Annotated in this window: 22 protein-coding genes; 18 read left to right on the top strand and 4 right to left on the bottom strand. The window is 49.7% G+C overall.

The window, feature by feature from the left end; genetic code table 11:
* Positions 1 to 5: 5 nt before the first annotated feature.
* Entirely contained in the window at positions 6 to 614 is a 609-nt protein-coding gene (gene ribA / locus ACWAU0_RS07350) for a GTP cyclohydrolase II (protein ID WP_020484109.1), read from the bottom strand.
* A gap of 27 nt (positions 615 to 641) precedes the next feature.
* Positions 642 to 881, bottom strand: coding sequence for a DUF7230 family protein (locus ACWAU0_RS07355; RefSeq protein WP_319962152.1), 240 nt, complete (start codon positions 879 to 881; stop codon positions 642 to 644).
* A gap of 54 nt (positions 882 to 935) precedes the next feature.
* Here ACWAU0_RS07355 and mnmG point away from each other — a divergent pair, with 54 nt between their 5' ends.
* The 4 genes from mnmG to ACWAU0_RS07375 are packed head-to-tail and all read left to right on the top strand — an operon-like array spanning position 936 to position 5044.
* Positions 936 to 2804, top strand: a complete 1869-nt coding sequence (gene mnmG, locus ACWAU0_RS07360) for a tRNA uridine-5-carboxymethylaminomethyl(34) synthesis enzyme MnmG (protein WP_458138805.1) — start codon at positions 936 to 938, stop codon at positions 2802 to 2804.
* Positions 2804 to 3430: a 16S rRNA (guanine(527)-N(7))-methyltransferase RsmG gene (rsmG, locus tag ACWAU0_RS07365; RefSeq protein WP_171697833.1), complete on the top strand. Its 627-nt coding sequence runs from the start codon at positions 2804 to 2806 to the stop codon at positions 3428 to 3430. Before mnmG ends, rsmG begins: the two co-directional genes overlap by 1 nt.
* Positions 3423 to 4199 (top strand): ParA family protein, encoded by a 777-nt coding sequence (locus ACWAU0_RS07370; RefSeq protein WP_171696985.1) that lies wholly within the window; start codon positions 3423 to 3425, stop codon positions 4197 to 4199. Before rsmG ends, ACWAU0_RS07370 begins: the two co-directional genes overlap by 8 nt.
* Complete coding sequence (locus tag ACWAU0_RS07375; RefSeq protein WP_458138806.1) at positions 4196 to 5044, top strand: ParB/RepB/Spo0J family partition protein; 849 nt, start codon at positions 4196 to 4198, stop codon at positions 5042 to 5044. Before ACWAU0_RS07370 ends, ACWAU0_RS07375 begins: the two co-directional genes overlap by 4 nt.
* Before the next feature lie 165 nt (positions 5045 to 5209).
* Here ACWAU0_RS07375 and ACWAU0_RS07380 read toward each other — a convergent pair whose 3' ends face one another.
* A complete protein-coding gene (locus ACWAU0_RS07380; protein WP_165385999.1) occupies positions 5210 to 5356 on the bottom strand; it encodes a hypothetical protein in 147 nt (48 codons plus the stop codon).
* Between ACWAU0_RS07380 and ACWAU0_RS07385 the strand changes: the two genes are divergently transcribed.
* From ACWAU0_RS07385 to glmS, 11 genes are all read left to right on the top strand, one after another.
* On the top strand, positions 5355 to 5723 hold the full coding sequence (locus ACWAU0_RS07385) for an ATP synthase subunit I (protein ID WP_033156958.1): 369 nt from the start codon (positions 5355 to 5357) through the stop codon (positions 5721 to 5723). The genes ACWAU0_RS07380 and ACWAU0_RS07385 overlap by 2 nt on opposite strands.
* Before the next feature lie 17 nt (positions 5724 to 5740).
* Positions 5741 to 6505 carry a F0F1 ATP synthase subunit A gene (gene atpB, locus ACWAU0_RS07390; protein ID WP_026147085.1) on the top strand — a complete coding sequence of 255 codons (765 nt, stop codon included), beginning with the start codon at positions 5741 to 5743 and terminating at the stop codon, positions 6503 to 6505.
* 42 nt (positions 6506 to 6547) lie between these two features.
* Positions 6548 to 6832 carry a F0F1 ATP synthase subunit C gene (atpE, locus tag ACWAU0_RS07395; protein ID WP_020484117.1) on the top strand — a complete coding sequence of 95 codons (285 nt, stop codon included), beginning with the start codon at positions 6548 to 6550 and terminating at the stop codon, positions 6830 to 6832.
* 84 nt (positions 6833 to 6916) lie between these two features.
* Entirely contained in the window at positions 6917 to 7390 is a 474-nt protein-coding gene (locus ACWAU0_RS07400) for a F0F1 ATP synthase subunit B (RefSeq protein WP_026602690.1), read from the top strand.
* A 3-nt stretch (positions 7391 to 7393) separates the two neighbouring features.
* On the top strand, positions 7394 to 7924 hold the full coding sequence (locus ACWAU0_RS07405; protein WP_033156957.1) for a F0F1 ATP synthase subunit delta: 531 nt from the start codon (positions 7394 to 7396) through the stop codon (positions 7922 to 7924).
* Positions 7925 to 7945: 21 nt separating this feature from the next.
* The gene (gene atpA / locus ACWAU0_RS07410; RefSeq protein ID WP_033156956.1) at positions 7946 to 9487 is read left to right on the top strand and encodes a F0F1 ATP synthase subunit alpha; all 1542 of its coding nucleotides are present in this window, start codon (positions 7946 to 7948) and stop codon (positions 9485 to 9487) included.
* A gap of 11 nt (positions 9488 to 9498) precedes the next feature.
* Entirely contained in the window at positions 9499 to 10362 is an 864-nt protein-coding gene (gene atpG, locus ACWAU0_RS07415) for a F0F1 ATP synthase subunit gamma (RefSeq protein ID WP_415879432.1), read from the top strand.
* Between the two features lie 42 nt (positions 10363 to 10404).
* The gene (atpD, locus tag ACWAU0_RS07420) at positions 10405 to 11778 is read left to right on the top strand and encodes a F0F1 ATP synthase subunit beta (protein WP_033156954.1); all 1374 of its coding nucleotides are present in this window, start codon (positions 10405 to 10407) and stop codon (positions 11776 to 11778) included.
* Between the two features lie 24 nt (positions 11779 to 11802).
* On the top strand, positions 11803 to 12225 hold the full coding sequence (locus tag ACWAU0_RS07425) for a F0F1 ATP synthase subunit epsilon (protein WP_033156953.1): 423 nt from the start codon (positions 11803 to 11805) through the stop codon (positions 12223 to 12225).
* Positions 12226 to 12297: 72 nt separating this feature from the next.
* Positions 12298 to 13719, top strand: a complete 1422-nt coding sequence (gene glmU / locus ACWAU0_RS07430) for a bifunctional UDP-N-acetylglucosamine diphosphorylase/glucosamine-1-phosphate N-acetyltransferase GlmU (protein WP_458138807.1) — start codon at positions 12298 to 12300, stop codon at positions 13717 to 13719.
* Between the two features lies 1 nt (position 13720).
* Positions 13721 to 15556, top strand: coding sequence for a glutamine--fructose-6-phosphate transaminase (isomerizing) (gene glmS, locus ACWAU0_RS07435; protein ID WP_458138808.1), 1836 nt, complete (start codon positions 13721 to 13723; stop codon positions 15554 to 15556).
* Positions 15557 to 15672: 116 nt separating this feature from the next.
* Here glmS and ACWAU0_RS07440 read toward each other — a convergent pair whose 3' ends face one another.
* On the bottom strand, positions 15673 to 15822 hold the full coding sequence (locus ACWAU0_RS07440; protein WP_523070776.1) for a hypothetical protein: 150 nt from the start codon (positions 15820 to 15822) through the stop codon (positions 15673 to 15675).
* A gap of 119 nt (positions 15823 to 15941) precedes the next feature.
* Here ACWAU0_RS07440 and ACWAU0_RS07445 point away from each other — a divergent pair, with 119 nt between their 5' ends.
* The 3 genes from ACWAU0_RS07445 to ACWAU0_RS07455 all read left to right on the top strand — a co-directional run bounded on the left by ACWAU0_RS07445 (position 15942) and on the right by ACWAU0_RS07455 (position 18442).
* Positions 15942 to 16094 carry a hypothetical protein gene (locus tag ACWAU0_RS07445; RefSeq protein ID WP_415879429.1) on the top strand — a complete coding sequence of 51 codons (153 nt, stop codon included), beginning with the start codon at positions 15942 to 15944 and terminating at the stop codon, positions 16092 to 16094.
* Positions 16095 to 16207: 113 nt separating this feature from the next.
* Positions 16208 to 17626 carry a deoxyguanosinetriphosphate triphosphohydrolase family protein gene (locus tag ACWAU0_RS07450; RefSeq protein ID WP_415879428.1) on the top strand — a complete coding sequence of 473 codons (1419 nt, stop codon included), beginning with the start codon at positions 16208 to 16210 and terminating at the stop codon, positions 17624 to 17626.
* A gap of 345 nt (positions 17627 to 17971) precedes the next feature.
* The gene (locus ACWAU0_RS07455) at positions 17972 to 18442 is read left to right on the top strand and encodes a hypothetical protein (protein WP_415879427.1); all 471 of its coding nucleotides are present in this window, start codon (positions 17972 to 17974) and stop codon (positions 18440 to 18442) included.
* The last annotated feature ends 121 nt before the right edge of the window (positions 18443 to 18563 follow it).

Genomic DNA, 18563 nt, shown 5'->3' on the forward strand with positions numbered 1-18563 from the left:
GCGGGTTATTTGCTGTTAGGCATCGACAGCATGTGGCTCATGCGTTCGGCTTTGGTTTTCAGATATTCAAGATTGTCTTGATGAATGCGGGTTTCGATGGCGATGCGGTTGTTCACCTTGATGCCCAACTTGGTCAGTTCGTCGATTTTCAATGGATTGTTGGTGATCAATTCGATAGAGCGGACTTGCAAGCTATTCAAAATCAGCGCGGCAATGTCGTATTGGCGTTCGTCGGCCAAATGACCTAGCTTGATATTGGCATCCACGGTATCCAGGCCCTGGTCTTGCAGGTTATACGCCTGAAGTTTTTTCAGCAAGCCGATGCCGCGGCCTTCCTGACGTAGATAAATCAGTACGCCGCAACCGGCGGTATTGATAAGATCCAGCGCCATGTCCAGCTGTTCGCCGCAGTCGCAACGCCGTGAGCCCAGCACATCGCCGGTAAAGCACTCGGAATGGATGCGGACCGGCACGTCTTCCTTGCCTGCTACCTCGCCTTTTACGAAGGCGACGTGTTCTTTTTTGTCGAGGCTGTTGCTGTAGTAGTGCAGGATGAATTCGCCGTGTTTGGTGGGAATTCGGGTTTGAACTTTATCTTCTATGCTTGCTTTCACTGCTGTGGGAGTCCTCAATCTGCGGCATTAAGCGGCAAGTGCCCGCTTCTGCTTGGCAGCAGAAGCGATGGCCACTGGCCTGGAGCCTTTCGTAATTGCTGAGTTGGCAACGATTACGAAAGGCTCCAGGCCAGCGTGTTTGGCTTTGCGGCGATAGCGGGTTTTGTCGGCGAAAACCTGCGCTTTGTTGAACTGATGGGCGAATTTCGCCACCGGGTTTTTATTGGGCTTGTCTTGCAAGTCCTTGTTGGGGTTTTGTTTTCTCATGCTTTTTTCTCCGCAAGCTATTAAAATAACGTTTTATTTGAACATAGATTGCCTGTGAAATTCCAGAAAGACTTTGATGTGATAGTAGTGGGTGGTGGCCATGCCGGTACCGAGGCAGCCTTGGCTGCTGCCCGTTCTGGGGCGCAAACTCTGTTGTTATCGCAAAACATTGAGACCCTAGGGCAGATGAGTTGCAACCCGGCCATCGGCGGGATTGGTAAGGGTCATCTGGTCAAGGAGGTGGATGCGCTGGGCGGCATTATGGCGCAGGCCATCGATAAAGGCGGCATCCAGTTCCGTATCTTGAATGCCAGCAAAGGCCCGGCGGTACGGGCGACCCGGGCGCAGGCGGACCGGATGCTTTACAAGCAAGCGGTGCGCACAGCGCTGGAAAATCAGCCCAATCTGGCGCTGTTTCAACAAACCGTATCCGATCTGATCGTGCAGGGCGACCGGGTGACCGGTGTCAAAACCCAGATGGGGCTGGAGTTCAACGCCAGAGCGGTGGTGTTGACCGCCGGTACTTTCTTGGCTGGCCGTATCCACATAGGCTTGGAAAATTACAGCGGCGGTCGGGCTGGGGATGCCGCATCGATTGCCTTGGCCGAGCGTTTGCGGGAGCTGCCGTTTCGTATTGGCCGTTTGAAAACCGGTACCCCGGCGCGTATCGACGGCCGAACCATCGATTACAGCAAGTTGCAGGAACAGCACGGCGACACGCCGCTGCCGGTATTTTCCTTCATGGGTAGCCGCGAACAGCATCCGCGGCAAATTTGCTGCCATATCACCCGCACCAATCAAGAAACCCACGACATCATTCGCTCCGGTCTGGATCGGTCGCCAATGTATTCCGGCATTATCGAAGGCGTGGGGCCACGTTACTGTCCGTCCATTGAAGATAAGGTAGTGCGTTTTGCCGACCGCGATTCACACCAGATTTTCGTCGAACCGGAAGGCTTGACGACCAATGAAGTTTACCCGAACGGCATTTCCACCAGCTTGCCGTTCGATATTCAGTATCGGTTTATCAGGACCATGCTCGGTTTTGAAAATGCCGAAATCGTCCGTCCCGGTTATGCCATCGAATACGATTTTTTCGATCCGCGCGATTTGAAAACCTCGCTGGAAACCAAGCATATGAACGCACTGTTCTTCGCCGGCCAAATCAATGGCACCACTGGCTACGAAGAAGCTGCTGCCCAAGGCTTGATCGCCGGTTTGAATGCGGCGCGTCTGGCCAAAGGCCTGGAAAGTTGGTGTCCTGGCCGTGACGAAGCCTACATCGGCGTAATGATCGATGATTTGATCACGCGCGGCACCGCCGAGCCGTACAGGATGTTTACCAGTCGCGCCGAATATCGTTTGCAACTGCGCGAAGACAATGCAGATCTGCGTTTGACTGAACAAGGCCGCGAGCTGGGCTTGGTTGACGATACCCGCTGGCAGCGCTTTGAAGAAAAGCGTGAAGCCATCGCCAATCTACAAGGCAAGCTGGCCAAAAAATGGATACGCACCGAATCTGATGAAGCCGCACTGGCCGAGCAATTGTGGGGCAAAAAGTTGCTGAAAGAAGCCAGCCTGATGGAAATGCTGCGCCGGCCGGAAGTGGATGTCGAGAATCTGCTGCGTTTCAGCGATGAAGCCGAAGTCGATGAGCAAGTGGCCGAACAGGTGGCAATTCAAGCCAAATACGCCGGCTATATCGACAGGCAGCAAACCGAAATTAACCGGACTCAGCGCTACGAACATTTGAAATTACCCGAAAACGTCGATTACAGCTTGGTCTCTGGGCTGTCCAATGAGGTCAGCGAAAAGCTCAAAAAACAAAGGCCGGAAACCTTGGGTCAGGCCTCGCGGATTCCGGGTATTACCCCGGCGGCGATTTCGTTGTTGTTGGTGCATTTGAAAAAGAAAAGCGCTTGATGGACGTCTGTCGCGAAAAACTGGAGCAAGGCTTAAGGGCCTTGTCGCTGGAGATTGGTGGCGAGCGAATCGACGCGCTGCTCAATTTCGTCAAATTAATCGTCAAGTGGAACAAAGCCTATAACCTAACGGCGGTGCGCGATCCGCTGGAGATGGTCAGTCTACACATTCTGGATAGTTTGGCGATTCTGCCGTATCTTCATGGTTCGCGTGTTGCCGACATCGGTACAGGTGCCGGCTTGCCGGGCATTCCTCTGGCGATTTGCCGGCCGGATTGTCATTTCACCTTAGTTGACTCTAATTCCAAAAAAACCCGCTTCGTTCAGCAGGCCGTACTTGAGTTAAAGCTGAAAAATGTCGAGGTCGTGCATAGCCGAGTTGAACTGCTGGAGCCGGCAGAATTATTTTCCACGGTGCTTTGCCGGGCGTTTGCCAGCATGCCCGACATTCTGCAACTCACCGGGCATTTGTTGGCGGAGGATGGTGTGCTGCTGGCGATGAAAGGTCAGCAGCCCGAGCAAGAGCTGATAGACTTGGCCGCAACATACAGCGTGATTTCGCTGACGGTGCCCGGCATAGACGCCGAACGCTGCCTGATTCGACTGGAGAAACCCAAGCATGGCTAAGATTATCGCGATTACCAACCAAAAAGGCGGCGTCGGCAAAACCACCACTAGCGTCAATCTGGCGGCGGCTTTGGCGGCAACCAAGCGCAAGGTGTTGTTAATCGATCTGGACCCGCAAGGCAATGCGGCGATGGGTTGTGGCGTGAATAAGGAAGAAATCGAATATTCCAGCTGCGAGCTGTTGCTGGAAGAAGTGCCGGTTTCCGAGATTGTCGTGAAAAACAAGCAACTGGGGTTTGATTTGATCCCCGGCAATGCCGATTTAACCGCTGCCGAAGTGCAATTGATGAGCGCACAGCATCGTGAACGGCGCCTGGCAGACGCTTTATTGGCTATAAAAGATCAGTACGACTACATCTTGATCGACTGTCCTCCGTCCCTAAATATGCTGACCCTAAACGCGATGGTCGCCGCCAACAGTGTGTTGATTCCGATGCAGTGCGAATATTATTCGCTGGAAGGTCTGTCGTCATTAATGTCGACCTTACGCAGTATCCGCGATAGTGTGAATCCCGGTTTGTATCTGGAAGGCATATTGCGAACCATGGTGGATAGCCGTAGCCGCTTGGGTAAGGATGTTTCCGACCAGTTAATCGAATATTTCGGTGACAAAGTCTTTAGGACTACTATCCCCAGAAACATTCGTCTGGCTGAGGCACCTAGCCATGGCGTGCCGGTGTTGGCTTACGATAAAGCTTCACGCGGCGCGATGGCATACATCGCGTTGGCGGGTGAAATGATCAGAAAAGAAAAAGCGGCAAAAAAATGATGCAAAAAAAACGCGGTTTAGGGCGAGGTTTGAGCGAGTTGCTGGGCGACGTGAGCGCGCCGGTGCCGGGAAAATCTCAAGACACGCAAAGTTTGCCCATCGAGTTTTTGCAGCGCGGCAAGTATCAGCCGCGCAAGGATATGGATCCGGAGAAGCTGAAGGAGTTATCCGATTCGATTGCCGCGCAAGGCATCATCCAGCCTATCATCGTCCGCAAAATAGATAGCGAAAAATACGAAATCATCGCCGGCGAGCGCCGTTGGCGGGCGGCGCAGTTAGCCGAGCTGCAAGATGTGCCGGTATTGATCAAGGACCTGGATGATCGTTCAGTGATGGCGATAGCCTTGATTGAAAACATTCAGCGCGAGGATTTGAATGCGCTGGAAGAAGCCGAGGCCTTGCACCGTTTACAGGACGAATTCGAACTTACCCATCAGCAGATTGCCACGGCGGTAGGCAAGTCGCGCACTACGATCACTAATTTATTGCGTCTGCTGGAGTTGGCCGGCGAAGTGAAAGGCATGTTGGGGAAGGGTTTGCTGGAAATGGGGCATGCCCGCGCCTTGCTGGGGTTGGACGAAGCCAAACAAGTAGAAATTGCCAACAAAGCTGTGAAACAAGGCTTGACCGTCAGAGCGGTAGAAAAGCTGGTGCGCGAACAGCATGAAGATAAGCCTGCGGTAGTAAAAAAAATAGATCCGGATACCTTGCGTTTGCAACGCGATCTGAGTGAGCGAACCGGTGCCAAGGTGGAAATCAATCATCAGAGCAGCGGCAAAGGTAAATTGATTTTTACTTACACCAGTTTGGAAGAGCTGGAAGGCATCATAAAGAAAATCAATTGAGTGCTTCGGGGCTGGCAAATGTCGTATTTCGGCCATGGTTCGGTGCTTTGTCGGATTTGCTACAATGCCGTTTTGGGTAACATTGCAGAAAATCAATATGTTACGAAATGGCATGCGTATTGCCGTAAGCGTTGGGATTGAGCGTTTGGAATACGTCTGTAGTGGCTAGGTGTGGACAGTGGGCTCGTTGGGATAGTCTTGCCAAATCAACAAGGTGGCGACGCTGATTGCTTCTTGCTGAATGTGCTTACCTTGCTTTAGACGTGCTGGCTGGATATAATCGCCCAGCTCAAGACGAAAGGGGAAGTACATGACAGCTAGAAATGATTTTTCTACTGTCAGAAAAGTAGTTTTTGGACAAGTCCTGATGGCTGCATTAGTGGCGTCGGGATTTTTATTGATAGGCGGTTGGAAAAGTGCAGTGTCTCCATTATTCGGAGGGTTTGTGGCTTTATTGCCCAATCTGTATTTTGCCTACAAAATCTATCTGGCCAAGGATTTGGGCGCGCAGGGTATCGTTAATGCATTTTATGCAGGCGAAACGGTTAAGTTAATTTTGACGGTAGCCCTGTTTTCTATCGTTTTACAGATTCCCTCTGTTGATTTCTTAACGCTGATGGTGGGTTACATCGCAGTGTTGTCGGTTTTTTGGTTTGCGCTGTTTTGGTGGCGTGATTAGTTTTTTAGCGAGGACAAATGAGTACTGAAGGTGGCGCAACCGGTTATATAGTCCATCACTTGACACCGTTGTCGGTGGGTGAGGGATTTTGGACATTGCATCTGGATACCTTGTTTTTCTCCGCATTTTTAGGCGGATTGTTCATTCTGTTCTTCAAAACGGTGGCGGAAAGAGCGACATCCGGCGTGCCTGGCTTGGCGCAAAATATTGCGGAGACCTTGGTCGAATTCGTAGATACCCAAGTTAAGGACAGTTTTCATGGCCGTAGTCCTTTAATTGCGCCGTTGTCGTTAACGATTTTCTGCTGGGTGTTCATGTGGAATGCCATGGACATGTTGCCGGTGGATTTGCTGCCGATGATCGGTAGCTTGATGGGCATGGAATATATGCGCGTTGTGCCGAGTACCGATTTGAACGGTACCTTTGCCTTGTCTATCAGCGTATTTTTCCTGATCTTCTTTTACAGCATCAAGGTTAAAGGCTTGATGGGGTTTGCCAAGGAAATGACTTGCACACCTTTCGGCCCGAAAATGATGCCGTTCAATCTGCTGCTGAAAACAGTTGAAGAATTGGCGAAACCTATCTCGCTGGGCCTGCGGTTATTCGGTAACTTATATGCCGGTGAGCTGGTATTTATCCTGATCGCTTTGCTGCCACCTATCGTTCAGCCATTGCTGGGTTTTCCTTGGGCGGTATTTCACATCCTGGTTATTACCCTGCAAGCCTTCATATTCATGGTGTTAACCATTGTGTATTTGAGCTTGGCGCACGAAGATCATTAATAGTTTTATTTTCAACTTTCATATCAATATTTAGGAGACACTATGGAACTCGCATCATTAATTGCCAACGTACAAGGCTTCACCGTTATCGCAGTTGGCATCATTTTGGGCTTGGGCGCAATCGGTACTGCTATCGGCTTCGGTCTGTTGGGCGGTAAATTCCTGGAAGGCGCTGCTCGTCAACCTGAGTTGGTTCCAATGTTGCAGGTCAAAATGTTCATCATCGCCGGTTTGCTTGACGCGGTAACCATGATCGGTGTTGGTCTGGCTCTGATGTTGACCTTCGCAAACCCATTCCTTTCAGCCGTTCAATCTGTTGCAGGTTAATTAGCAATTATCGGATTCATTTGAATAAGCTAAGCCTTATTCGCATACCGATAGAATGACAACGGCATTACGAGGAAAGCATCAATGAGCATCAATGCTACTCTGATCGGGCAGATGATAACTTTCACACTTCTGGTTTGGTTTACCATGAAGTATGTCTGGCCACCGATCATTGCCGCTCTGGAAGAGCGCAAAACCAAAATTTCCGAAGGTTTGGCCGCGGCCGAGAAGGGCCAGGAAGAGATTAAATTGGCCGAGAAAAAAGCCAAGAGCCTGCTGAAGGAAGCAAAAGAACAATCGGCGGAAATCGTCAGTGCAGCGCAAAAACGCGCCAATCAGCTGGTTGAAGAGTCGAAAGATCAAGCCAAAAAAGAAGGCGAGCGTTTGCTTGAAGCAGCAAAAGCCCAGATAGAGCAGGAAATGCTGCAAGCCAAAGAGAGCTTGCGCAAGGAAGTATCCTCACTGGCTTTGCGTGCCGCTGAACAGATTTTGAAAGAAGAAATCGACAAAGCCAAGCATCAAGACATTCTCAGCAAAGCAGCGGATCAATTGGGTTAAGCAATGGCTGAGTTATCGACATTAGCAAGACCTTACGCGGAAGCAGCTTTCAAGCGTGCCAAGGAAACGGGGTCGTCCAAACAATGGTCCGATTCGTTGACGTTTTTGTCTTTGGTCATCCAGGATGAGGCATTGGCTGCCATTGTCAAAAATCCTCGGGTTGGCAAACAGCATACAGCACAGCTGATTCTGGATATTTGCCAGGATCAAATACATGACGAAGCCAAGAATCTTCTGAAAGTGTTGATAGAAAATGACAAGCTGCCCCTACTGCCGCAAATTTCGGTGATGTTCGAGCAGTACAAAGCGGACGATGAAGGCTACGCCAATGTGGATTTATACAGCGCGTATTCTCTGACAAAAGCCGAGCAAGGCAAGTATGTCGCCATGCTGGAAAAGCTTTTGCATAAAAAGGTCAATGCATCCGTTTCTGTCGATAAATCGTTAATTGGGGGCATCCTCGCTAAAGCGGGCGACAAAGTCATCGACGGTTCTATCAAAGGCCAGCTTCATCAATTAGCTAAAAGACTTTAAGAGTTAGAGCGGGAAAATAAAATGCAATTAAATCCATCAGAAATAAGTGATCTGATCAAAAAGAAGATCGAGAACTTCGACGCCCATGTTGAGGCACATACCGAAGGCACCGTAGTCAGTGTCACCGACGGTATTGTTCGGGTTCACGGTCTGTCGGAAGCAATGCAAGGCGAAATGCTGGAATTCCCTGGCGGCTCTTACGGCATGGCTTTGAACCTGGAAAGAGACTCGGTCGGTGTGGTAATGCTCGGTGCTTATCAACACATCACCGAAGGCGATACTGTTAAATGTACCGGTAGAATTTTAGAAGTGCCGGTGGGTGAAGCACTGCTGGGCCGCGTGGTCGATGCCTTGGGTAACCCTATCGACGGCAAAGGTGCCATCGAAACCAAATTAAGTTCACCTATCGAAAAAATTGCTCCAGGCGTTATCGCCAGACAATCGGTCGATCAACCGGTGCAAATTGGTTTGAAAGCGATTGACTCGATGATTCCGGTTGGACGCGGCCAACGTGAGTTGATCATCGGTGACAGACAAACAGGTAAAACAGCCATTGCGATTGATGCGATCATCAATCAAAAAGGCACCGGCATCAAATGTATCTATGTCGCTATCGGCCAAAAACGTTCTTCTATTGCCAACGTGGTTCGCAAACTGGAAGAGCATGGTGCGATGGAGCACACTATCATCGTGGTGGCTTCGGCTTCTGAATCGGCAGCGCTGCAATTTATTGCACCCTACACCGGTTGCTCAATGGGCGAATATTTCCGCGACATTGGTGAAGATGCGCTGATCATTTATGACGATTTGACCAAGCAAGCTTGGGCGTATCGCCAAATTTCCTTGCTGTTGCGTCGTCCGCCAGGTCGTGAAGCCTACCCTGGTGACGTGTTTTACATCCACTCACGTTTGCTGGAACGCGCTGCGCGTATTAACGCGGTTGAAGTCGAAAAACTGACCAACGGAAAAGTAAAAGGCAAAACCGGTTCATTAACTGCATTGCCGATTATCGAAACCCAAGGCGGCGACGTATCGGCTTTCGTACCGACCAACGTAATCTCCATCACCGACGGCCAGATCTTCCTGGAAACCGGTCTGTTCAATTCGGGTATTCGTCCTGCGGTTAACGCCGGTCTGTCAGTATCTCGGGTTGGCGGCGCGGCACAAACCAAGATCATCAAAAAGCTGGGCGGCGGTATTCGTCTGGATTTGGCGCAGTTCCGCGAATTGGCGGCTTTTGCGCAGTTCGCTTCCGATTTGGACGAAAGCACACGCAAGCAAATCGAACGCGGCCAACGGGTTACCGAGCTGATGAAACAAAATCAATACGCGCCGATGTCGGTTGCGGATATGAGTGTTTCTTTGTACGCGGCTAACGCTGGATTCCTGGATGGTCTGGAAGTTAAAAAAGTCCGCGATTTCGAAGCGGCCTTGCTGGACTTCATGCATGCCGACGAATCTGCTTTGATGGCTAAAATCAACGAGAAAGGCGACTACAACGACGACATTCAAAAAGGCATCCACAATGCCATTGAGCGTTTCGTCAAAACCGGTAGCTGGTAAAGGGTCCGCACATGGCTGTTGGCAAAGAGATACGTACCAAGATCGCGAGTATTAAGAATACTCAGAAGATTACTCGGGCCATGGAAATGGTGGCAGCGAGCAAGATGCGTAAAACCAAAGACAGAATGCAGGCCACCCGGCCTTACGCGAAGAAGATAGGCCAGATAATCAAACATCTGGCTTATGCCAATCCCGAATACAAGCATCCTTTTTTGATCGAACGCGAAGTGAAGCGCATCGGCATCATCGTAGTGAGCTCCGATAGAGGTTTGTGCGGTGGTCTGAATGCCAACTTGTTTCGAAAAGTTTTAGGCGAAATGCAGCAATGGCAAAGCCGCCAGATCGAAGTAGACGTCTGCACCATCGGTAGCAAAGCGGCCGGTTTTTTCAGCATGATCAAAGCTAACCTGATCGGACAAGTCTCGAAATTGGGCGATACGCCACATCAGAGCGAAATTATTGGCACGATCAAAATCATGCTGGATGCGTTCGCCGCCGGTGAAATTGACGAGTTATTTTTGATTAGTAATGACTTTGTGAACACCATGACACAAAAACCGGTTGTGCAGAAATTGTTGCCGGTTGCCGTGGGTGATTTGGGCGACGAGTCCAAAGGCCGCTGGGATTACTTATACGAACCTGATGCTAAAGAAGTATTGGACAGTTTATTGATCCGATATGTGGAATCCGCGGTTTTCCAAGGTTTAGTGGAAAACAACGCCTGCGAGCAGGCTGCCCGAATGGTGGCAATGAAAAGCGCATCCGATAACGCCGGGAATATCATTAAAGAATTGCAACTGGTTTATAACAAAGCCAGACAGGCGGCAATTACGCAAGAGATTTCCGAAATCGTGGCCGGCGCTGCCGCTGTTTAGTGCATCAAGACAAGTTTAGAGATTTTAAAAGAGGACGACATAATGAGTTTGGGTAAAATCGTTCAGATCATCGGTGCGGTCGTAGACGTGGAGTTTCCACGCGATAACCTGCCGAAAGTATATGATGCGTTAAATGTTAAAGGCGGTCTGGTTTTGGAAGTTCAGCAGCAATTGGGCGACGGCGTAGTCCGGACCATTGCGATGGGTTCCACCGATGGTTTGAGCCGCGGTGTTGAAGTCAGCAACTCTGGCGAAGCGATCAAGGTACCGGTCGGTCAAGCAACTCTGGGACGCATCATGAATGTTCTCGGTGAGGCGATCGATGAAAAAGGGCCTATCGGTGAGAAAGAGAAGTGGACTATCCACCGTGATGCCCCTTCTTACGACGAACAAGCGCCAGCCAACGAATTGTTGGAAACCGGTATCAAAGTTATCGACTTGGTCTGCCCGTTCGCAAAAGGCGGTAAAGTCGGTCTGTTCGGTGGCGCCGGCGTAGGTAAAACCGTTAACATGATGGAACTGATCCGTAACATCGCGATCGAGCACAGCGGTTTCTCGGTATTTGCCGGTGTAGGTGAACGTACTCGTGAAGGTAATGACTTCTATCACGAGATGACCGACTCCAACGTTATCGACAAAGTATCACTGGTTTACGGTCAAATGAATGAGCCACCTGGCAACCGTTTGCGCGTCGCGCTGACCGGTTTGACCATGGCGGAGTTTTTCCGCGACGAAGGTCGTGACGTACTGTTCTTCGTTGACAACATTTATCGTTACACTTTGGCGGGTACCGAAGTATCGGCGCTGCTGGGCCGTATGCCTTCCGCGGTAGGTTATCAGCCTACACTGGCTGAAGAGATGGGTGTACTGCAGGAGCGGATTACCTCCACCAAAACCGGTTCTATCACTTCTATCCAAGCGGTATACGTACCAGCGGACGACTTGACCGACCCGTCGCCTGCTACTACCTTCGCTCACTTGGACGCGACCGTGGTATTGTCGCGCCAAATCGCCGAGTTGGGTATTTATCCGGCTATTGATCCGCTGGATTCCAGCAGCCGTCAGCTTGATCCTTTGGTTATCGGTCAGGAACATTACGAAGTTGCCCGTTCGGTACAAGGTATTTTGCAACGCTACAAAGAACTGCGCGATATTATCGCCATCTTGGGTATGGACGAATTGTCGGAAGACGACAAACTGACCGTATCCAGAGCGCGTAAAATCCAACGTTTCTTGTCTCAGCCGTTCTTCGTTGCCGAAGTTTTCACCGGTTCTCCAGGTAAATACGTGTCCCTGAAAGATACCATTGCCGGTTTCAAAGGCATTATCAGCGGCGAATACGACAGTCTTCCCGAGCAAGCTTTCTACATGGTCGGCACAATCGACGAAGCCATTGAAAAAGCCAAAGGCATGTAAACCACCTCATAGGAGAGTTTTAACATGGCAATGACAATTCATGTGGACATCGTCAGCGCGGAGCAGGAAATTTTTTCCGGCTTGGCTGAAATGGTCTTTGCGCCGGCGGAAATGGGTGATGTAGGCATTGCGCCGCGCCATGCGCCGTTAATTACCAAGCTCAAGCCCGGTGAAGTGCGGGTTAAGCTGAGCGATAAGGACTATCAAGCGTTTTACGTGTCCGGTGGCTTTCTGGAAGTGCAGCCGCATTTGGTAACCGTTTTGGCGGATACCGCGATCAGAGCAAAAGACATCGACGAAGCGGCGGCGTTACAAGCCAAAGCCAGAGCGGAAGAAATGCTCAGCGATAAATCGGGTAAATACGATTACGCGATTGCGCAAGCCGAATTGGCGCAAGCTGTAAACCAATTAAGAACCTTGGAAAGATTAAGAAAACGTGGTGCGTAAACCATTTATCGCGTAAAAATATAAGCCCGATGACGCAACGTTATCGGGCTTTTTTTGTTTTAAGGAATAGCAATGTCGATTAAAACCATCATCTTGGCGGCCGGCCAAGGCACCAGAATGCGTTCGTCGCGGCCTAAAGTACTTCACGAAATCGCCAATAAAGCGTTGTTGCAGCATGTCTACGAAACCAGTCTTTCGCTGGAAAATAATCAGATTTTTATCATCTACGGCCACGGCGGCGAGACTGTCAAACAAGCTTTGAGTAGCTTGGACGCTACCTGGATAGAGCAAAAACAGCAACTAGGCACTGGGCACGCGGTACAGCAAGCCATTCACCACGTCGACGATCCGGACACCGTATTGATTCTATACGGCGATGTACCTTTATTAAAGGCCAAAACCATCCAAACCTTATTGCACAAAGTCAGCTTGACGTCCTTGGCATTGCTGACGGTTAACCTGGACGACCCCACCGGCTACGGCCGCATAGTCCGCGATAAAGATCATGCCGTTGTCAAAATAGTTGAGCAAAAAGACGCCAACGAAGTGGAATTACAAATCAGCGAAGGCAATACCGGCATCCTGGCCTGCAAAGGCAGCCAGTTGAAGCAATGGTTATCCAGGCTGAGCAATAACAATGCGCAAAATGAATACTATTTGACCGATATTATCGAAATGGCCGTGGAAGATGGCCTTACCGTTGAAACCACTCAAGCCGGCAGCCAGGAAGAAGTGCTGGGTGTAAACAATCGTAGCCAATTGGCGCATCTAGAGCGCGTGTATCAACTGGAACAGGCGCAAGCGCTGATGGAAAAAGGCGTGACATTGCGCGATCCGGCTCGGGTGGATGTCAGAGGCAGTTTTGCCGAACTGGGTCAGGATATTGATGTGGACATCAACGTGATTTTCGAAGGTGTTAATCGCATCGGCTCCAATGTAAAAATCGGTCCCAATTGTCTGATTAAAAACGCCAGCATCGCCAACGATGTCGAAATTCTCGCTAACAGCGTGATCGAGGACGCCTCGGTCGGCGCCGGCAGCCGCATAGGCCCGTTCGCCCGGCTGCGGCCGCAAACCGAGCTGGCCGACCATGTGCATATCGGCAATTTTGTGGAAATCAAAAAATCCACTGTCGCCACCGGCAGCAAAATTAACCATTTAAGCTATATTGGCGATAGCGAAGTGGGTAGCAAGGTCAATATCGGCGCCGGCACCATTACTTGCAATTACGACGGTGTGAATAAATTTAAAACCATCATCGAAGACGGCGCGTTTATCGGTTCCGATACCCAATTGGTGGCACCGGTAACGGTCGGAAAAAACGCGACAATCGGCGCCGGTTCGACGATTACCCGCGATACGCCGGAAAGTCAATTAACCCTTAGCCGGAGTAAGCAGCTTAGCGTGCCTAACTGGCAGCGTCCGGTCAAACTGGCGGAGATTGTTCCCGACAATTCTCCGCACTCGTTAGCTCCTAGTCAGTCGGAGAAATAGTATGTGTGGGATAGTCGCGGGCGTTGCCCAACGCAATGTGGTACCGATATTGATAGAGGGTTTGAAGCGTCTGGAATACCGGGGCTACGACTCTGCCGGCTTGGCTGTTGTCAATAGCGGAGAAATATTCCGCAAGCGCGAGTTGGGCAAGGTTAAAGGCTTGGAAGCTTTGATTTCCGCCGACCCGATCGAAGGCCGCATCGGCATCGCCCATACCCGCTGGGCTACTCACGGCAAGCCCAGCACCCGCAATGCCCACCCCCACGTCAGCAAGGACCGTGTCGCGGTGGTACATAATGGCATCATTGAAAACCACGATCATTTACGCACTGCATTACAGGAAAACGGCTACGTCTTCACCTCCGAGACTGACACCGAAGTCATCGTGCACAAGGTTGCCGAGGAACTGAAAGACGCCGACAGCCTGCTCGACGCCGTCACCAAAACCGTCAAAAGCCTGCGCGGTGCTTATGCCTTGGGCGTCATCGACAGCGAACAACCGGATTTATTGGTTGCCTGCCGTAAAGGCAGCCCGCTGGTCATCGGTATCGGCATCGGCGAATATTTCATCGCCTCCGACATTGCCGCCTTGCTGCCGGTTACCCAGCGCTTCATCTTCCTGGAAGACGGCGATGTGGCCGAATTGACCATCAACGGCGTCACCATTTTCGACGAAGCAGGCCGCCGCGTCGTACGTCCGGTTATCGAAAGCCAACTAAAAGCCGACTCGGTCGACAAAGGCAAATACCGCCACTACATGCTCAAAGAAATCTACGAGCAAGCCTGGGCGGTGTCGGAAACCCTGGAAGGCCGCTTCATCGACAACCGCCTGCAGGACAACGCCTTTGGCCACAACGCCGGCGAAGTGTTCGACCAGATCAAATCGGTGCTGATCCTGGCCTGCGGTACCAGTTACCACGCCGGACTGGTCGCTCGCTACTGGTTCGAAAAATACGCCCGCGTGCCCAGCTCGATCGAAATTGCCAGCGAATTTCGCTACCGCAACCCGGTGGTGGCGCCGGATACATTAGTAGTCACCATTTCCCAGTCCGGCGAAACCGCCGACACGCTGGCCGCATTGCAGGAAGCCAAAAAGCTCGGCGTCAAACACTCGTTGGTGATCTGTAACGCGCCGGAAAGCTCGCTGGTGCGCGAATCCGATCTGGTATTGATGACCCGCGCCGGCCCGGAAATCGGCGTTGCTTCGACCAAGGCCTTCACCACCCAGTTGGTGGCCTTGTTGATGCTGATCATTGCAGTCGGCCGCCGCTTCGAGCTAAGCGCCGACCAGGAGGAACACATCGTCTCGCAACTGTTCGCCCTGCCCGGCAACATCGAAAAAGTGCTGAAGCTGGACAATGCCATCGAACTGTTGTCGCAGCGCTTCGCCGACAAGCACAACGCGCTGTTCCTCGGCCGTGGTACCCATTACCCGATCGCGATGGAAGGCGCGTTGAAGCTTAAGGAGATTTCCTATATTCACGCCGAAGCCTATCCGGCCGGCGAATTGAAACACGGCCCGTTGGCCCTGATCGACGCCGAAATGCCGGTGGTCACGGTGGCGCCCAACAACAATCTGCTGGAAAAGCTGAAATCCAATATCCAGGAAGTCAGCGCCCGCGGCGGACAGTTGATCGTGTTCATGGACGAGGACTTGGCCGAAAGCGATGCCGCCGACGAGAACGTGCAAATCGTCAAAATGCCCAGCGTCGCCAACGCTATCTCGCCGATTATCTACACCATCCCGCTACAACTGTTGTCCTACCACGTCGCCGTGCTGAAAGGTACCGATGTCGACCAACCACGGAACCTCGCAAAATCGGTTACGGTGGAATAGCGGCTGAATTGGCGGAACGGATTCCGAGGGATTAAGGTTGGAATTTGAGGGTTTGTCGGGCTTGGGTTCGGCAAGCCCTTTTTTGTTGGCTGTGATCGGCTCGTTTTTGTTTGGAATTACGTGATGATGGGATGATAGATCGGTCCGAAGCTCAATTCAACACTTCCTTTTGGAATGGCAGAAATGAACTTGGAGCGCCCTTCCAGAAAAGTGGGGCTATCTTTGATTACAATACCTGCATCGGAAATTCCTAAAATCTTTCTCATTCTTTCGAGAAAGACCTCTTTTTGTATATTTATACAAATGTCCAGATGCTATACTTGTCGCTCGCAATCTTCCCTAATGTATTAGTTGTAGCTAAAAATAAATTAACTGGAGAGAAATCATGAGAACAGGTACTGCATCATATCCTGCGTTACGTCAGGCTAATCAGTTAGCCTACAGTCAGCTTGCTATGTTTAGGGACGCTATTAAAAGTAGTAACGGAATCAAGCCAGAAGCTACTAAGCAAGCGAAAGCAAAGGTTTGCGCCAAATAACAGACATCATGGTTATTGATTTAGTAATAACCGGCGTGTGTTATTTAGGTTTCTTGCAAGGCGCTTGATGCTGGCTCATATTAAATTAATTTTTATTCAGAAAGGCCAATCATATGTTTGGCCTTTTTTATTTCTTTGAAGTTATGATTCAACTTTATAAAGACTCAGATTATCAACGCGAAGTAATAGAAAACTCAGAAGAAAATCATAAGGTTGCTTATAGGTCTGATTTTCGGCACGACTATGCGCGGTTAATTCACAGTCCAGCTTTCCGACGTTTGCAAGGCAAAACTCAGTTATTTCCAGGGCATGAGTCTGATTTTTTTCGCAATAGACTTACTCACTCGCTTGAAGTAGCGCAAATCGCAAAGACGATTGCCAATAAACTTAACACCGAGCATGAATATTTCAAAGAGAACAATATTGATACAGATTTGGTTGAATTCGCTGGTCTCGCTCACGATTTAGGTCACCCACCATTTGGTCATAATGGTGAAAAAGCACTTGATGACTGCATGAAATCGCATGGAGGATTTGAGGGTAACGCGCAAACATTACATATACTCGCTAAACTGGAGAAAAAAAGAACCAAAAGCGGTTCTAATGAATTAATTGACAAAGAAGGGATTGATCAAAGGCTCGGATTACATCTCACATATCGATCACTGGCATCTATACTTAAATATGATAAGAAAATTCCTTTGCGTAGAAATAAAGCATCTGAACTTGTAAAGGGTTACTATTGCTCCGATGCCGATCTGGTTGGAAGGATTCGAAACGCCGTTTCCCCCGGTATTGGAAAGAGTGATTTCAAATGTGTCGAATGTTACATAATGGACATAGCAGATGATATTGCCTATTCTACATATGATCTTGAAGACGGATTAAAAGGCGGTTTTATTAGTCCTTTAAGTATATTGTCCGATGTAATTACTAATCCTGAATTATATGATCGTGTTTTAACTAAGGTAAAGAAGAGTGTTCAAATTACGACTGAAGAAATATATTCAGAACTTAATTATTTATTTGGAGATCTACTACATCCTAAAATCGAAGAAGAATCAAGTGAAGAAGTTCTTAGAGCCTACTTGGCGTCATCTTTTCTCAATGATAATGGTTATATAAGAACATCATACACATCTGGACTTGTTAATGAGTTTGTTGAGGGTATAGAGATTGATTTCAATGATAAAGCTCCATGTCTTACTAGTGTTAAGCTTAATGATGAGATAAGAAGAACAGTTGAAGTATTAAAACACCTTAACTTTGAAATTGTAATTATGTCTTCAAGACTGAAGGTTGTTGAATATAGGGGCTATGAAATTGTAAAAACAATTTTTGAAGCCATCGATTCTGATGATGGTCACTTACTATTACCACCTGATTACCGCTTGGCATATATGCGCTTAAAGAATACTGATGAACAAAAACGATTAATCTGTGATTTTGTAGCAGGAATGACAGATAAATACGCTATAGAATTCTACTCAAGAATAAAGGGTGGTGGGCAAACTATATTTAAACCTTTTTAGCATAAATGGTTGCTATTAAAGTTTATGTAGATATTAAACTAATATTACTGATAGGCAGGGCCGCAGGATGTGCTGAACAGCATGAAGCGCATCGTTCGCGATTGGTGAGGTTCGTAAACTCGCCGCACGCTGCGCCTGTTTTCGGCTAGGCAATTACCATTGGAACTATTGTATTCGTCCGGTGGTTTTGGCCGCTTCGCTTCATCCAGGCTAGTAAATTGACCAAATCAAAAACGCCCATTTCTAACATATAAAATCACTCCTTTTTAGAAAAATAGCCTACGCTTTTTCTCTGCGGACTGGCGCTGCCGGTTCGCGTATTCGGCAACTTTGCAGGAGATTGAGATGAGTCAGAATTTGTTATCTTTAACGTTCACAGACGCCGCGCTGGCTGAGATCGACGCGGCTTTGAATACCTTGGAAACCCATTTCGCCGGCTTCGTATCGCTATCGCCCGACCAGCGTCGCAATATTTTGAAGATGGGCGATAAGACCGAAGCGTTCTGCCGGCAGACTATGCTGCTGGCGGCTCAAAATGCTCAGGCGATTCCGCCCAATCTGAACATGCCTGAGGCGCAAGCCGACATGACCAGTCTGGATCAACTCCGGCCGCGCTTGCATCGGCTGCGGGATTTGCAGGCGCGCGGCGACGATACCGACATGGCGCTGGGCAGCGACATTTATAGCTTTTGCCTGGACGCCTACGCTTCTTTAAAAATCGCCGGCAAAGGCGCGGCCTTGGAAACGCTGCGGCAAGCGATGGCGGTGCGATTCAATCGTGGCGCCAAGAACAAAGTGGAACCAGCCGCCGGCTAAGTTTGACGGCGGCGTTTGCAACCGGCCGCGGGGGACGGCCGACCTCTACGCTATACCGCTGAGCTTCAACGCTACTCACGCCAGGCTTTTTGCCCTCCCTCATGCCTTTTAGCCTTAAGCG

It is taken from the genome of Methylomonas sp. Uni0009 (assembly GCF_054188105.3).

Coding starts and splice junctions, on each gene's coding strand:
- rsmG (WP_171697833.1), top strand. CDS start 2,804: ATGGACGTCTGTCGCGAAAAACTGGAGCAAGGCTTAAGGGCCTTGTCG.
- atpB (WP_026147085.1), top strand. CDS start 5,741: ATGAGTACTGAAGGTGGCGCAACCGGTTATATAGTCCATCACTTGACA.
- ACWAU0_RS07370 (WP_171696985.1), top strand. CDS start 3,423: ATGGCTAAGATTATCGCGATTACCAACCAAAAAGGCGGCGTCGGCAAA.
- ACWAU0_RS07425 (WP_033156953.1), top strand. CDS start 11,803: ATGGCAATGACAATTCATGTGGACATCGTCAGCGCGGAGCAGGAAATT.
- ACWAU0_RS07455 (WP_415879427.1), top strand. CDS start 17,972: ATGAGTCAGAATTTGTTATCTTTAACGTTCACAGACGCCGCGCTGGCT.
- ACWAU0_RS07400 (WP_026602690.1), top strand. CDS start 6,917: ATGAGCATCAATGCTACTCTGATCGGGCAGATGATAACTTTCACACTT.
- ACWAU0_RS07445 (WP_415879429.1), top strand. CDS start 15,942: ATGAGAACAGGTACTGCATCATATCCTGCGTTACGTCAGGCTAATCAG.
- atpD (WP_033156954.1), top strand. CDS start 10,405: ATGAGTTTGGGTAAAATCGTTCAGATCATCGGTGCGGTCGTAGACGTG.
- atpE (WP_020484117.1), top strand. CDS start 6,548: ATGGAACTCGCATCATTAATTGCCAACGTACAAGGCTTCACCGTTATC.
- glmU (WP_458138807.1), top strand. CDS start 12,298: ATGTCGATTAAAACCATCATCTTGGCGGCCGGCCAAGGCACCAGAATG.
- atpA (WP_033156956.1), top strand. CDS start 7,946: ATGCAATTAAATCCATCAGAAATAAGTGATCTGATCAAAAAGAAGATC.
- ACWAU0_RS07380 (WP_165385999.1), bottom strand. CDS start 5,356: ATGTACTTCCCCTTTCGTCTTGAGCTGGGCGATTATATCCAGCCAGCA.
- ACWAU0_RS07375 (WP_458138806.1), top strand. CDS start 4,196: ATGATGCAAAAAAAACGCGGTTTAGGGCGAGGTTTGAGCGAGTTGCTG.
- ACWAU0_RS07355 (WP_319962152.1), bottom strand. CDS start 881: ATGAGAAAACAAAACCCCAACAAGGACTTGCAAGACAAGCCCAATAAA.
- glmS (WP_458138808.1), top strand. CDS start 13,721: ATGTGTGGGATAGTCGCGGGCGTTGCCCAACGCAATGTGGTACCGATA.
- ACWAU0_RS07405 (WP_033156957.1), top strand. CDS start 7,394: ATGGCTGAGTTATCGACATTAGCAAGACCTTACGCGGAAGCAGCTTTC.
- atpG (WP_415879432.1), top strand. CDS start 9,499: ATGGCTGTTGGCAAAGAGATACGTACCAAGATCGCGAGTATTAAGAAT.
- ACWAU0_RS07440 (WP_523070776.1), bottom strand. CDS start 15,822: ATGAGAAAGATTTTAGGAATTTCCGATGCAGGTATTGTAATCAAAGAT.
- ACWAU0_RS07385 (WP_033156958.1), top strand. CDS start 5,355: ATGACAGCTAGAAATGATTTTTCTACTGTCAGAAAAGTAGTTTTTGGA.
- ACWAU0_RS07450 (WP_415879428.1), top strand. CDS start 16,208: ATGTTTGGCCTTTTTTATTTCTTTGAAGTTATGATTCAACTTTATAAA.